Origin of the sequence: Bacillus xiapuensis (genome assembly GCF_002797355.1) — a bacterium.
Lineage (GTDB): Bacteria > Bacillota > Bacilli > Bacillales > Domibacillaceae > Bacillus_CE > Bacillus_CE xiapuensis.
Genome location: NZ_KZ454939.1, coordinates 178424 through 193095, shown reverse-complemented (window position 1 = coordinate 193095; position 14672 = coordinate 178424). Strand labels below are relative to the sequence as shown.

Here is a 14672-nt window from a genome sequence, read left to right as displayed (position 1 = left end):
TCGTCCTCCTAACGGAGCCACTTAATTGCCTTTACGAGCGTTCCTTCGCCAGGACTAGATTCAATTGAAAATTCATCCATCAGACGTTTAACGCCAGGCAAGCCCGCTCCTAGTCCTCCAGAGGTGGAAAAGCCGTCCGCCATCACTTTTCGCAAATCATTTATCCCCGGACCTTCATCTTGCGAAATGATGATTAAGCCGACTTTTCCAGGAGCCTCTGTTTTTTCTATAGTTACTTGCCCTTGGCCGGCATATAGATAAATATTGCGCGCCAGTTCGCTGATAGCCGTTGTAATACGAGCTTGGTCCACCGTCCCGAAGCCAAGGTCTTTGGCTACATTCCTGCCAAGCTGCCTTGCCGCTACGATGTCCCATTCATTAATAATCTTGACGCTAGAATCCATAGATTAGTCCTCCAGTTCCTGTCGAAGTTTCTCCAAACCTTTTTCTAAATCAAGAGCTGTCAAAACTCCTTCGAGACGTATTCCCAATTCAATCAAGGTAATCGCAACGGCAGGCTGAATACCTGTAATCACTACCTTCGCTCCCATTAACTTAGACATGTCGATAACATCTCCAAGCACCTTGGCAATAAAAGAGTCGATAAAATCGATGGAAGTGAGGTCAATAACTACTCCTCGAGCGCTCGTTTCATGAATTTTATGAAGAAGGTCTTCTTGGAATTGAAGGGCTGTTTGGTCATCTAGTTCCCATTGAATGGACACTAACAAGCAATTATGGAGTTTTAGAATCGGTATTCTCATGCTCAATTTTCACCCTCTACTTTAATGATCTTTCTTCCGGTAATCGCCAGTGCCTGTTCAATTCCTTTCTTCAAAGTACTTGTCGTTACGACCTGTTCAAGGTTGATTCCCAACGTCACAATAGTCTGGGCAATCTCAGGACGGATTCCCACGATCATACATTTAGCCCCTACTAAGCGAACGGCGTCGGCTGCTTGAATAATGTGATGCGCCACCATTGTGTCCACTAAAGGAACACCTGTAATATCAATTAACACGACTTCTGAGCGGTGGTTGACGATCCCATCCAGCAAATTTTCCATGATCAGCTTGGCGCGTTCTGTATCAATGGTTCCGACTAATGGCATAACGGAGATCTTATCAAAGACAGGAATAAGCGGCGCGGAAAGTTCCTGCAGAGCAATCTTTTGCAGGCTTACCGTTCTCTCCCACGATCTGGAGTAAGAATCGATAATTGTGTTGTTCATCGGGAACATCCAGCGTTCTAATTCTAGAGTAAATTCTATATGATTTTCCTTATTTACAATGCCCTCGTCCCTCATGCCTTTAGACACAATTTGAGCAAATGTATTCAGGCCGAGAGTGACGATTGTCAATGGCCATCCTAATTTGACAATCTTCTCAGCGAAGTCTTTCACTCTATACTGAAACTCTTGTTCAGTTTCAACAAAATTGGAAATAAGCAGCTCTATAAATTCACTGCTTGTTCTTGTAAACATTTGATCGGACATTGTCGTAACCGCGCGATCATCAGCTTCTTCTTTCATGCTTTCTATCCACTGATTTAAAATATCACTCTTGTGAGTTTGGACGTAATTGAAAATTTTCTTTCTCATTTAGACAACTCCAATTCGTTTTTTTTCAATAATTTTTGATAATAGGAATACATTAATTTTAGCAATTTTGAATAGGGAAAGAAAGCCCTCCGCGCCGCTCGTTCAAGTTTCCTTTTTACACTAATGCTATTATAGTATCTTTCAGATTAAATACAAAGCGGAAGGTGCTGCCGCAGCTGGCATGCCCCTCCTCATCTCCCAGAGTGTAGATATGGGGGGACTCACCAATAAAATAAGGGGCTGTCCCATAAGCCCCTAAAATAAGAACGCGGAGAGAAAAACAACTCGTTTTTCTCTCCGCGTTCTTTCATTGTAAGCGGGTTTCCTGAAAATGTTTGGGCTAGGCCCGCCATTTTCAGGAAGTTGTGGGCTAACGCCACAATCCCAAATTCCGTGTGCACCTTGTCGATCCCCCGCAAGGAAAATCTGCGGAACGACCGATTGCCCTTGATATGACCGAACGCACTTTCGACCTCGACTTTCCGCCGGGCATAAATCGGTGTGTTCTCGTCAGACCAAAGGCTGTTCTTGGCTTTTGCTTTCATTTCTTCGTACACGGGGTTGTAATGAATCTGCCGGTTCCCTTTCGATTTTGTGCATAGGGCTTTCAGCGGGCAGTCTGTACAATCCTCACATTCATAAATTTTAAAATCTCTCTTCATCCCGTAAGAATCCGTACGGGTGGAATAACGTTTGAAGCGAATGCGGCGGTCATTCGGACAGATATATACGTCATCTTCTTCTATATAGGTCCAGTTCCTTGGCTGGAAACGATCTTTTTTATACCTGCGTTTTTGTTCTTTCAGATAGGTATTATAAGGAATCAAATAGTCCATTTTTTCTTCCGTCGCATATACATAGTTGCTTTCGCTTCCATAGCCGGCATCGGCGATCACTTTTTTCGGAAACGGCAGGCGAGAGCCTTTCAGTTTCTCCATGTGCGGAATGAAACAGCGAGTATCCGTTGGGCGCTGGTGAATGGTATAGAACAAAACAAATTGGTTTTCCGTTGCCATCTGCACATTGTAGCCAGGCTTTAGCTGTCCGTTTTTCATGTGATCTTCTTTCATTCTCATAAACGTGGCATCTGTATCGGTTTTGGAAAAGCTGTTTCGGTCGCCGTATGTCTCCATTTGTTGTTTATATTTCACCAGGCGCGGAATAAAATCCCTGCTTACGGATTTTGCCAGCTTTTGAACAAAGGATCGCTTTTGGCGCTTAGCCTTGCGTTCTTTCCTATCTTCTTGCGCCACGTCTTTCTCTATCTGTTCCATTTTCTTTTCCAGAACCGTTTCCACTTGCGCCAATTGTTCAGGGCTGACTTTTTTCGCCTCCAGGCATTCCGCGATCATAGAAGCTTCATCTGCCTCCACGATCTCTTGAATGTGGTGCAGGGTCTCCTTGATCTTCTCTCTTAATTTCGCTTCAAATCTCATCGTCGCTTTTTTCCAGGAAAAGGAGTATTTATTGGCATTTGCCTCGATCTTTGTGCCGTCCAGAAAATAGTTCTCCATGGAAATATATTGGTTTTCAATCAAGAGGAGAATCATTTCCTCGAACAGCGTGTCGATCATGGATTTCATCTGCCCGCTGCGGAAACGGTTAATCGTACGGAAATCTGGTTTTTGCATGGCAGAGAGCCAAATCATCGGCAGGTTTTCGTCTAGCATCTTCGCGATTCCTCGGCAGGAATAGACCTTTTGCGAGTACGCATAAAGAAGAATTTTGACCATCATTTTGGGGTGATAGGCACTTCGGCCGCCGCCTTTATAAGGCTTGATGAACAGCTCATCGGGCATGTTTTCAATCATCTCATGGATAAAACGGGAGACATGGTGTGCAGGAATCCAGTCACTGAGATCCATCGGAAGCATCAGCTGGTCTGTTTGATAGGAAACAAAGACAGGTTTGGAACGGAAGTTCTTTTTTTGCGTGGACACCTCTTCCGTTTCTAGTGGTAAAGACAACTGGTCCGTGTTATAATTTATGGGAGTAGTCTTTTGGCTGCTCATAAAAAAATCGCTCCTTTTGTATGTGTTAGTTTGGTTACTTACATTTTACAAGAAAGAGCGATTTTTTTGTGCTTAAAAATAGAAAAAAAAACAGGGGCCGTCCTCAAAAGTCGGTTTCACCGACTTTTGGGACAGCCCCTATTAAAATTGAATAAGACCTAAGCTGATCTGTAAGGCATCGTCTACTTTATCCATCATTTCTTCATCAAGCTGAGTAATCTTGTCCGTCAAACGCTGTTTGTCAATCGTCCGGATCTGCTCAAGCAAAATAACTGAATCTCTTTCAAAGCCATAGCGCTTTGCATCAATTTCGACGTGTGTAGGCAATTTAGCTTTTTGAATTTGAGCCGTAATAGCGGCAACAATAATAGTGGGACTGAACCGATTCCCAATGTCGTTTTGTACTACTAGCACAGGCCTCACACCACCTTGCTCAGAGCCAACAACAGGGGACAGGTCTGCAAAGTATACGTCACCACGTTTCACTATCACACGTATTATCCTCCACTTACTAAACGCTCAACCGTATTACCTGCTTCATGTTCCGCCTGCATTGCTTCAGAGGCAATAGCTAAATTGATCTTTGCCATTTCCATGTAACCACGTCTCATCGCTTCGGTAATCTGACGCTTCTTTCTTTCACGGAGATACATTTTGGTTGCTCTGTAAATAAACTCGTTGCGGTTAATGTTTTCTTGTTCAGTAAAACCGTCTAATTCTTTAACAAATTGTTGCGGTAAGCGAATTAACACCTCTGTTGTTGTGCTGAACTCAGACACGAACTACACCTCCACCAATCACTACACCCGTCTCTTTCACTGTCTACTCCATAATAACACCTTTTTATTTGCGATGGAAGGCAAAATCCAAATTCCTGCTTATTTCTTACAACTTTTGCAAAAGTCCCTCGAAAATGATCTGTTATTGAAGAGAAATGTTAACGAACAAGCGGATTATCAATATGCAAGACCTCACCCTTGCTCTTATACACACGCGGAACACGAGAAGTGATCAAGCAGGGCACTTCATAGTTGATAGTGGCCAGTCGATCAGCAATGTCGTCCATAGTGATTTCCTCATTGCATTGCCTTCCAATCAGCGTTACCGTTGTCCCGGCTGGGAGTTCATAAGGCAGCCGAATCATACATTGATCCATACAAATCCGGCCGATAATCGGAACTCTGCATCCCGCAGCAAGCACCTCTTGTCCTTGCAGCTTGCGAATCCATCCGTCTGCGTATCCGATTGGTAAAGTGGCCACCCATTCGTCACCTTGGGCTTCATAAGTTGCACCGTAGCTGACTTTCTCACCTTTATTCATCCTTTTCACATGCACAATTTTAGTATGGAGCGAAAAAGCCGGCTTTAACGGAAACGGCAGGAGCGGCTTGATCTCATCAGATGGGGACAGCCCATACATTGCAATGCCTAAACGCACAGCATTGAAGTGCGCTTTCTTAAAGCGCAGGGAAACCGCACTGTTGGCACAGTGAACATATGGCGGACGCTCTTCAAGTGATTCCACCATGGCTGTAAACTTGAACAATTGATCTTCAAAGTAAGCCGTATCCAGCTCATCCGCTGTCGCAAAGTGAGTAAATAGCCCCTCAAAGATGAACTGCGGAGACTGATCGATAAATGCGACTAGCTCTTTCAATTCCTCCTGCGTCTTAACGCCGAGCCTTCCCATGCCTGTATCGCATTTCACATGCACCTTCACTGTCTGCTCCGGGGATAAATAAGCTTGCGCCTGCTTCAGCCATTCCAGCTGATAAACTGTAAGAGAAATGTGGTGTTCTGCTGCCACCCCGGCATCGCTTGGCCTGCTGGCCCCCAACACGAGCACAGGCGCCGCAATCGCCGACTTCCTCAAGGATAAAGCTTCATCGATGAAAGCAACCGCGAGGCCATGTGCACCTGCGCCAAGCGCCGCTTCCGCCACCGCGCAGGCGCCGTGGCCATAAGCATTGGCCTTGACGACAGCAAACAGTTTTTCTTTTGAAGGAAGCAGCTTTACTGTTTCTTTAACATTATAGGCAATATTGTCCAAATTTATTTCCACCCATGTATCCCGATAATAATTCATTCTTGTTTGCACGTGTTGTCTCCCTCTTTCCCGCCTTCGTTCACGTTCATGAACATTCATGCAATTTAAATAAATTTTATCGAAAAAAACATATATTTTCAATTGCCTATGCAGGAATTAAAAAAAAAGAGAAACGGCATTCCGTTCCTCGCTATGCCCGGCCTCTCGCATATGTACAGCGATCTTTGCCGGACCTATTTACTTTTCTACCGCCGCTTTCATAGAGCGTGCAATTTGCAGCATTTCCGCTTTATTTAAATCTTTCGAAGCCAGCATATAATCGACGCCTTTATATGTCCAGGAAAGCGACTGCTCGGTTGCTGCTCCTACAGCAAAGCCAAGATCGGCAACATCCCCATTCACCTCAGAAACTGCCATTGAAGCTGTCGGCAGCACCTCCGCCTTCTCTTGGACAAGAGTAAAAGATTTATCGCCGCCGTAGGTGAGAACGACTCTTTTTCCATTGGCTGTAATCATTTCATTCTCCTCAATCAGCTTGCTTCCCGTTATTTCCGCTTGCGGGTAGCTTACAGCAAATTCTTGATCTTTCGTTTGAGACATCACCGGCACTTCCAATTGAGCGCCAGTCATATTCTTTTTCATTTCAAAAGACGCATTATCAAATTTCGCATCAAAATCCACTTCTTTAAATTCCACCATCACTAGCGTTTTTTTATCAGGATCCATCACCTTTACCGAAACAGGAGCTAAATTACGTTTGTTAAAGGTAATCTCCTGAAGCGGCAGCATATGACTGTTCGGATATCTCGTTTTCGTTTCAAAGACATAATGGCTCTTTGTTTCTTTAAAATCCGCCTCTTTATCTTCGAGGATATCTTTAATTAGCGACTCGTACAAATAAGCTTGACTGCTGTTTTTCGGCCAATCGCTTTGAAACTTGAAACTCTTATTTAAAGCAGGAGTAAGAACGTAAACACCGCTGTCGTTCTTCAAAATCATTTGACTTTGATCCTTCTTTGGCGTGGTCAGGGCCACCCGGTAAAACTGATGCGCTTTGTTCCAGATCTCCACGTTATACGTCTGCTTTTCCTCGCCCGCCTGCAAAGTCATTTGGGCTGTTGCCTTGTAGCCCTTCAGCTCTCCTACCTTCTTGTTTAAATCAGCCGCAACCTCCTCTTTAGATTTAGCCCCGCAGGCTGAAAGAGCAAATAAAGCAACCAGGCATAACAGCCAGACAAACTTCCTTTTTCTCATCCCTTCACAACCCCTTTCGCACTAAAATATATGAGACAACCTTTCAGTTTATGATTATGCGATAAAGAGTTGGAAGGATTATTTATTTTTCAATGACAACTTGTGCTGCCGCATATTCTCTGCTATGTGTAATCGACAAGTGGACACCTTCGGAAAAAGGGGCTTGAATATACGGCTTGCCGCTTCCGTAAGAAGCAACGATAATATCTTGAAACGACAGGCGATCTCCAATACCTGTGCCAAAGGCTTTCGCAAACGCTTCTTTGGCCGCAAACCGGCCTGCGGCGTATTCAAATTTTCTTTGTCCGTTCAGCCTTTCAAATTCATCTTGCTCCGGCAGCGTTAAAATGCGCTGAAGAAACTTCGGCTGCCGTTCTATCAGGCGTTTAATTCTCTCAATTTCTACAATATCCAAACCAATGCCTTGTATCATTCCTTCACCTGCGTTTCGCTTTGATTTCGCTGATACCAGTGATACATCTTTTCTGCATCCGCCCTTTCCGCATCAACCATCTTCGTTTTTCTGCCGCCTTCCCCGCTTTTAATTACGGCCTCTATCGTGGCCAATTGTTTGTTCGCCTGCCAATAGGTCTGTACCAGATCTGCGGATTGAATACGTGATTTCTTCAAGAAAACGGTGCATCTGGAGAACAGGCGATAGCGGAGCGATAGCTGCTGGTCTTGAATCGTCCAGCCAGCAGCCCGATAGCAGCTCATTCCATAGAATGCGGCAAGCAGAAGCAAAAGAAGCGACCATAAGCCGTGCGGCCAAAAGAACCCGCTCAATGCCATGATCGGCACGAGCACATACAGACTTTTTCTCAGCATATACCTTCTCGCTGCTCGTTTCGGTGCAGGATGAAATTGCTGCGGAAACGAATAATCCTTGAACATATTCTCTAACAGTTGAAAGGCTTCCCATTTCTTCACCATAGGGAGAATGTTAAAGCTGGTGCCCCCTTCTTCCGCCGCTGATCCCCCGGCGCTTTCCACTTGGACACAGCTGTATCCTATAAGTTGGCGCAACGGATTTTCAACCATCACAATTCCTTGCACGCGGCTGAGCGGAATGGTCGTTTGGCGCTTTTCCAGCAGCCCTCTTTTGATCACAATATCCTGTTCAGTCATTTCTACAGTGAAGTTATAGTACTTCAATAAAGTGAGGATAACGGAAATCAACCAGGCAAGAAACAATACTGCCACCACTAGCATAGAGACAAACACCACCCCGCTTTCCAACAAGTGGGAAGCCTCTTTGAATACTTTTTCATAAGGGATGAATTCACTAAATTGCGACAGAAAAGCTACAACTGCGGAAATGACCACACCCGCTCCCCCGGATGTCGCCGCTAACAATAACAAGTCCGAAAGCTTTGCTTGATAGAGCACGGTCGCTGGATCGCGGTCAGCATTTGCAGAATCCGGGAGATCCTGATCCATTTCTTCCCGGTATTCCTTGCTTTTCTCACGGTTAATGATCTCTTCAAGAGCCGCAGCCTCCTCCTTCGTAATGGCTGTCAGCTCTGCTTCCGAATCCGCATTGGCACTCGATCCTGCCGTTTCAATATTTATTTTCACCAGGTTAAAAGCCTGCTGTAAAGGGCCCTCCGATACGTCTACGCTTTGTATGCGCTCAATCGGGATATACCGTTTCTTTTTGACGAATAGCCCATATTCAATTCTTAGCTCTCCTGCTTCCACTCTATATGTAAATCTCAGCCACTTAATCACCCCGCTCACTAGAACAAACAGGATGGCTGCAGCCGTCACTATAATTGGGATATAATCCCAAATGTCGTTTTTCTCTCCCTTATTCACAAAAAGAACTATAATCAAAGGAAAGAACATATTCTTTAACTCCGTTAAAACATTAGAAACAGCCGCAACTGGATGAAGGCGTTTAGGTTCAGACATCTTCTGCCGCCATCCTTGCCAGCGCGGAAATTACTTGGCGCATCTCTTCCGCCTCCGCCATTTCGACGGCCGGTATTTCATGAACCGTTGCTGCGGTGGAAATCTTGATTTCTGATAGTCCGTACCTTTTTAAGATCGGCCCTTGCTCTGTGTCGACATGCTGCACGCGAATCATGGGGATCAGTGTTCGCCGAATGATAAAAACCCCGTGCTGCAATTCAATTTCTTGTTCTCTCACTTCATATCTCCAGCGTTTCCAGCGCAGCTTGGGCATAAGATAAATAAACAGGAAAGCTGTGAGCAGCCCCAGAATGATTAAAGGAGCTGCAACCCAAAAGGGCCATTCTTGGTAATAGCCGAAAACGCCCAGACCCGCCAGTACGAGCCAGGCTAGCACTGTGCTGATGATTCCGTAAATTTTCCAAACGGTTAAAGCCTGTTCAGATATTCTTTTTTTCGGTTCTGCCATTGAAGTCTCTCCCCCTGTGCTTCTATACTCTATACTTTATTAACGTATAGCCTGTAAAAAGGTTTCGTTTTTCATGACAAACAGGATGTCCCCAACTGGTCAAATGATTCAAACTCTCCACTTATTATCGAGGATCCCTGCAATCTTACATATAAAAAGGCCACCCAGCCGCCGGATAGCTGGCGGATTGGATAGCCCTTTAGTTGACATTAATGCGAAGAGTATTTTCTTCTCGAATTTTTCCGATCTCTATTATGTGAACGATTGCCTTGGCGATTGCCGTTTGACTTTCTGGAATTTCCATTTTTCGAGCGGAACTTATCTTTCTTATTCGGAAGAGAAGATTCGCTCGTAATACGAACAGGCGTTCTGTCCGGTTCTTTAGTGATCAACTTGAGCGCCGCTGCAACCAGCTGTTCAGCCTCGTACTGATCAAGAAGCTCTTTTGCGAAAGTTTTGTATTGGGAAAGGTCGTTCTTGGCGACACTTTCTTCCAATTCGGCTACTGCAGCGCGCTGCTGGCCAATCAACGCATCGTCCCAAGTAGGTGCCGTCATTGGTGTCATGCGCTTCTTCGTCGTTCTTTCAACCTCTCGTAAATAGCTCATTTCTCTCGGTTCCACAAACGTAACAGCCATTCCTTCTTTTCCGGCGCGGCCCGTACGGCCGATCCGGTGAACATAGCTTTCTGGATCTTGCGGGATATCGTAATTATAAACATGCGTCACGCCGGAAATATCCAGACCGCGTGCTGCTACATCCGTTGCCACGAGAACATCGATCTTTCCTTCTTTAAAGCGTTTAAGAACAGTGATGCGCTTCGCTTGGCTTAAATCGCCGTGAATTCCTTCCGCCTGGTAGCCGCGAATGCTTAAAGCGTTCGCCAATTCATCTACCCGGCGCTTCGTTCTGCCAAAGATGATCGCTAACTCAGGAGAATGCACATCAATCAAGCGAGACAGCACATCAAACTTATCGCGCTGATGCACTTTTACGAAATACTGATCAATATTAGACACTGTCATTTCTTTCATCTTCACTCGGATCACTTCAGGATCCTTCATGAATTTTTCAGCTATCGCGCGAATTTGCTTCGGCATTGTCGCTGAAAACAGCAATGTCTGACGCTCTTCCGGCACGTGTGAAAGAATCGCTTCAATGTCTTGAATAAAGCCCATGTTAAGCATTTCATCTGCTTCGTCTAATACGAGGGTCTGCAGATTTTCAAGCTTTAAGGTTCTGCGGTTAATATGATCGAGAATTCGGCCCGGAGTTCCTACAATGATATGAGGACGCTTCTTTAAAGCGCGAATTTGGCGTTGAATGTCTTGTCCGCCGTAAACGGCTAAAATGCCGACTCGTTTGCCGCCGCCAATCTTATATAATTCTTCGGAAACTTGAATAGCCAGCTCCCTCGTAGGTGCGATAATCAGCCCTTGAATGAAATGGCTGGAAGTGTCGATTTTTTCAATCATCGGTACGCCAAAAGCCGTCGTCTTGCCTGTGCCAGTTTGCGCTTGTCCAATGATGTCCTTGCCCTCAAGTCCTACAGGAATGGTTGCCGCTTGGATGGGTGTCGCTTCTTCAAACCCCATTTTATCAATAGCTTTTAAAGTGGCTTCACTTAAATTCAAATCTTTAAATTTCGTCAATAGTTTTCTTCTCCTTCTATTTCAGCTACCGTATCACACAAAAAATACTCTTCATACGAAGAGTAAGAGTTATTGTTATCATACCATCTGCAATCATTAATTTCAATGGGTATTTAACTCACTCTACTACTTCTAGAGAGAAATGTAAAGATCTTTTCGAATAAAATTTCTCTTTCTCCAGTATGGCAAATGTGATGCTTCGCTGTTGGTGAATAATAAATTTCTTTTTGTTTGGAACCAATTTGATTGTAAATAAATTCGGCGCTTTTCGGAGGAACAACTCCATCAGCCATCCCCTGAGCAATAAAAGTCGGAATCGTAATATTGTTTAGCAGCGGTCTTGTGCAGACAACCATTTTTCGGAATTGCCATGTAGCTGACAACGGTGTTTTAAATAGCTTATCTTTATAGCGGACAAACAGATGATTATCTTGCAGCCGGCCGCTTTTTGCATCTTTAAGCATATCGCCAATATCCAGGATCATTTGGCCGACATTAATATATTTTGCCGCAGCGCTGAGCAAAATAAGTTTTTCTGCAGGATATTTATTGGCTAAATAAATGGAAATCAGTCCTCCCATAGAAAAGCCAATCAAATACACATGCTCACATTCCGCAAGCAGCTTTTTCATTTCTGCCACTGCATGCTCCAGCCAGTGCTGGTATGTGATTCCTTTTAGGGCCGGGGAGCTTCCATGACCAGGAAGGGTCGGCACAACAATTTTCCAATCTGTTTTCTCTCGAAGGTAAGCAGCTAACGGTTCCACCTCGTACGGAGCACCTGTAAAACCATGAATGCACAAGCAACCAATCATAAGGCATCTCACCTGTTCTCGTTTTCATTCTTTCCATTATATTATCACCCTAAAAAGGAAAGATATTCAAGCCGCCTTCTTGCTTAAATGAACCTTTAAACACCGGCATATTCTTCCAATTTTTGCTGATAAAAAGCAGAACAAAGGCTAACATTGCAGCGCCTTTGTCACCTACCTCGTGCATGTCCGAACAAATCTGGTATTTCCATGCTGCGATCTCGCTCTCAGACTTTTTAGTTCCGTTTTCATTCCGAAAAAGGGAGTATTACGGCATTTCACAGGCGGGGTGATTGAACTGCTCGGCCCAGCTTATAGAGCCTGTCTGCTTACCTTTATACTATTTACCAAAATCAATGAAAGAAAAACACCGGAACCTTTCCGGCCCCGGTGCCCAATCCGCATTATTTGCTGGCCAAGGCATTCACAACTTCCTCAAGCTTGATGCCTCTTGAGGCCTTAACGACAATGAGCTCCCCGCCTGTAAGGACGGAAGATAACTTTTCAGTGAGCTCTTTTTTGTCCGTAAATGAAAACACCCGCTCTTCTCCAAGTGAGCTTTTGGCACCGCCTGCAATGAATTGGCCGAGGCGTCCAAACGTGAACAGGTAATCAATGCATGCTCCATCCACTGTTTGGCCGACCTGATAATGAAATAATTCTTCATCCATTCCAAGTTCCAGCATATCGCCAAGTACTAGAATCTTTCGTTCAAAGCCCGGCATTTGTTCTGCAAGTTTAATCGCTGCTTTCATGGATGTGGGACTGGCATTATAAGTGTCGTTAATGAGTTTCGTGCCTTTAATGCCCTCCACCCATTCCATCCGCATTTTTGTTAACTCGACTGTTTGAAGCCCCTCCTGCATTTCATGGAAGCTGACGCCCATTTCATGAGCAGCCAGCATAGCGGCCATTGCATTCATCACATTGTGACGGCCGAGCACAGGCAGAAAATATTTGATATGCGGAGCCATATTCACGGTAAAGCGGCTTCCATTTGGCAAGGTTTCAACTTCGAGAGCATATATATCATTGCTTTCTGCGGTCCCGAATGTCTTTGTCTGGATCTCATCCATTTCCTCTATGCGTTCAATCAGCAGTTCCTCATCACCATGATAAATCAGCCGTCCATTTTCAGACAGACCATTTACGATTTCCAGCTTAGCATCGGCAATTGCTTCACGTGATCCAAGATCTTGCAAATGAGCTTCCCCAATATTAGTGATCACCGCCACATCCGGAGAAGCGAGCTTTGTCAGAAAATCAATTTCTCCCTTTCCGCTCATGCCCATCTCCAAGACCGCTACTTCTGTATCTGTGCTTAGTGACAATATCGTTAAAGGAAGGCCGAGGTGATTATTATAATTTCCTTCCGTCTTTTGCACCTTATATTTAAGTGACAAAAGACTTGCAAGCATATCCTTCGTTGTTGTCTTGCCGTTGCTTCCCGTAATGCCCACGACTTTGATGGAAAGTTCCTCACGGTAGGCTTTTGCCAGCTGCTGAAGGGCGGCAAGCGTGTCTTCGACAATCAGCACAGGCACATCTTGCGGAGGATTCGGCACATCCTTTTGCCACAGAGCAGCTCCTGCTCCCTGTTCAATTGCTTGTCTCACATAGAAATGCCCATCCGTATTCTCCCCTTTAAAGGGAACAAACAACTGGCCATTCACCGCCTTGCGCGAATCAATCGTAACACCCTCTATTACTCGATCCTTAAACGGGGTCAGATCATTTTCCACCTTTATTATATTCGACAGTTGTTCAATGGTCTTACGAATCATGAATTCTTTGTCCACCTTTAAAAAGTATATTTAATTTGCTGTTTTTCTTGATGTCTTTCCATCGCAAGCTCAATCAGCTTTTCAATTAGCACCGGATACTCCACGCCCGCATGCTTCCAGAGAAGGGGGAACATACTAAACGGTGTAAAGCCCGGCATCGTATTAATTTCATTAATGAATAATTCGCCGTTCTCTGTTAAGAAAAAGTCTGCTCTTACCAGCCCGGAACAGTCCAAAGATTGAAAGGCTTTGATGGCTGTCTGTTGAATTTGGCGCTGAATATCCGCAGGGATTTCCGCCGGAATAATCAGCGCTGTATGGCCATCTTCATATTTGGCGTGATAATCATAGAAGTCTTTCTTCGGTACAATTTCACCGACTACCGAACATTCAGGCTCATCATTCCCCAGCACGCCTACTTCAATTTCCCGAGCGACAACCCCCTCTTCAATAATGACTTTGCGGTCGTATTGAAACGCTTCATTGAAAGCCTCATCCAGTTCAGAGCGGTTCGTGCACTTGCTGATCCCTACGCTTGAGCCTAAATTAGCCGGCTTGACAAAGCACGGATAGCCCAGTTCCCGCTCCACTTGCTCATAAGCCGCTTCTTTATCTTCTTGCCATGTTTTGCGGATAAACCATACATAGTTCACCTGAGGCAGCTGTGCTTGCGCAAAAATATTTTTCATGATGACTTTATCCATACCGGCTGATGAAGCCAGCACGCCATTTCCAACGTAAGGAAGATTCATCACTTCCAGCAGCCCCTGCACCGTTCCGTCCTCACCATTAGTTCCGTGCAAGAGCGGAAAGATCACATCATATTTGCCGGAGACTAACCCTTTGCCAACAGCTGTCTGCTCTCCGCTGGAAAACTGCAGGCTTTCAATATCCTCGACCGGAGAAGTCAATTTCTCTCCTTCTATCCAGTTCCCGTCAATCGTTATATAGATTGGGTAGATATCATATTTATTTAAATTAAGAGCACCAATTACTGCTTTTGCTGTATATAAAGACACTTGATGCTCGGCAGATTTGCCGCCATATAGTAAGCACAGTTTCGTTTTCATATTAACCCCCTACGAAATGAATGAAAGAATTCGACCATCTCCTATTTTACCATGCTTT

Annotated in this window: 15 protein-coding genes; all 15 read right to left on the bottom strand. The window is 44.8% G+C overall.

The genetic code is table 11. The features are described from left to right. Positions 1 to 8: 8 nt before the first annotated feature. The 15 genes from CEF20_RS00950 to CEF20_RS00880 all read right to left on the bottom strand — a co-directional run bounded on the left by CEF20_RS00950 (position 9) and on the right by CEF20_RS00880 (position 14614). The gene (locus CEF20_RS00950) at positions 9 to 404 is read right to left on the bottom strand and encodes an anti-sigma regulatory factor (protein ID WP_100330096.1); all 396 of its coding nucleotides are present in this window, start codon (positions 402 to 404) and stop codon (positions 9 to 11) included. Positions 405 to 407: 3 nt separating this feature from the next. Then, positions 408 to 764, bottom strand: coding sequence for an STAS domain-containing protein (locus CEF20_RS00945; RefSeq protein ID WP_100331957.1), 357 nt, complete (start codon positions 762 to 764; stop codon positions 408 to 410). Positions 765 to 766: 2 nt separating this feature from the next. Next, positions 767 to 1600, bottom strand: coding sequence for an RsbT co-antagonist protein RsbRA (locus CEF20_RS00940; protein ID WP_100330095.1), 834 nt, complete (start codon positions 1598 to 1600; stop codon positions 767 to 769). A gap of 221 nt (positions 1601 to 1821) precedes the next feature. Then, entirely contained in the window at positions 1822 to 3612 is a 1791-nt protein-coding gene (locus CEF20_RS00935) for an IS1182 family transposase (RefSeq protein ID WP_157796168.1), read from the bottom strand. Positions 3613 to 3753: 141 nt separating this feature from the next. Next, positions 3754 to 4104 (bottom strand): type II toxin-antitoxin system PemK/MazF family toxin, encoded by a 351-nt coding sequence (locus tag CEF20_RS00930; protein WP_100330094.1) that lies wholly within the window; start codon positions 4102 to 4104, stop codon positions 3754 to 3756. Between the two features lie 5 nt (positions 4105 to 4109). Next, positions 4110 to 4391 carry a CopG family ribbon-helix-helix protein gene (locus CEF20_RS00925; protein WP_100330093.1) on the bottom strand — a complete coding sequence of 94 codons (282 nt, stop codon included), beginning with the start codon at positions 4389 to 4391 and terminating at the stop codon, positions 4110 to 4112. Positions 4392 to 4549: 158 nt separating this feature from the next. Next, complete coding sequence (gene alr, locus CEF20_RS00920; RefSeq protein ID WP_100331956.1) at positions 4550 to 5698, bottom strand: alanine racemase; 1149 nt, start codon at positions 5696 to 5698, stop codon at positions 4550 to 4552. Positions 5699 to 5896: 198 nt separating this feature from the next. Continuing rightward, positions 5897 to 6913, bottom strand: coding sequence for a LolA family protein (locus CEF20_RS00915; protein ID WP_100330092.1), 1017 nt, complete (start codon positions 6911 to 6913; stop codon positions 5897 to 5899). Positions 6914 to 6995: 82 nt separating this feature from the next. Next, positions 6996 to 7346, bottom strand: coding sequence for a holo-ACP synthase (gene acpS / locus CEF20_RS00910; RefSeq protein WP_100330091.1), 351 nt, complete (start codon positions 7344 to 7346; stop codon positions 6996 to 6998). After that, positions 7343 to 8827 (bottom strand): PH domain-containing protein, encoded by a 1485-nt coding sequence (locus CEF20_RS00905; protein ID WP_100330090.1) that lies wholly within the window; start codon positions 8825 to 8827, stop codon positions 7343 to 7345. The genes acpS and CEF20_RS00905 overlap by 4 nt, the downstream gene beginning before the upstream one ends. Then, positions 8820 to 9296, bottom strand: coding sequence for a PH domain-containing protein (locus tag CEF20_RS00900; protein ID WP_100330089.1), 477 nt, complete (start codon positions 9294 to 9296; stop codon positions 8820 to 8822). The genes CEF20_RS00905 and CEF20_RS00900 overlap by 8 nt, the downstream gene beginning before the upstream one ends. Before the next feature lie 209 nt (positions 9297 to 9505). Beyond that, positions 9506 to 10948 carry a degradosome RNA helicase CshA gene (locus CEF20_RS00895; protein WP_100330088.1) on the bottom strand — a complete coding sequence of 481 codons (1443 nt, stop codon included), beginning with the start codon at positions 10946 to 10948 and terminating at the stop codon, positions 9506 to 9508. A gap of 113 nt (positions 10949 to 11061) precedes the next feature. Continuing rightward, positions 11062 to 11763: an alpha/beta hydrolase gene (locus CEF20_RS00890; protein ID WP_100330087.1), complete on the bottom strand. Its 702-nt coding sequence runs from the start codon at positions 11761 to 11763 to the stop codon at positions 11062 to 11064. Positions 11764 to 12164: 401 nt separating this feature from the next. After that, positions 12165 to 13544, bottom strand: a complete 1380-nt coding sequence (locus CEF20_RS00885; RefSeq protein WP_100330086.1) for a UDP-N-acetylmuramoyl-tripeptide--D-alanyl-D-alanine ligase — start codon at positions 13542 to 13544, stop codon at positions 12165 to 12167. A 17-nt stretch (positions 13545 to 13561) separates the two neighbouring features. Beyond that, positions 13562 to 14614 carry a D-alanine--D-alanine ligase gene (locus tag CEF20_RS00880; protein ID WP_100330085.1) on the bottom strand — a complete coding sequence of 351 codons (1053 nt, stop codon included), beginning with the start codon at positions 14612 to 14614 and terminating at the stop codon, positions 13562 to 13564. Positions 14615 to 14672 lie beyond the last annotated feature (58 nt).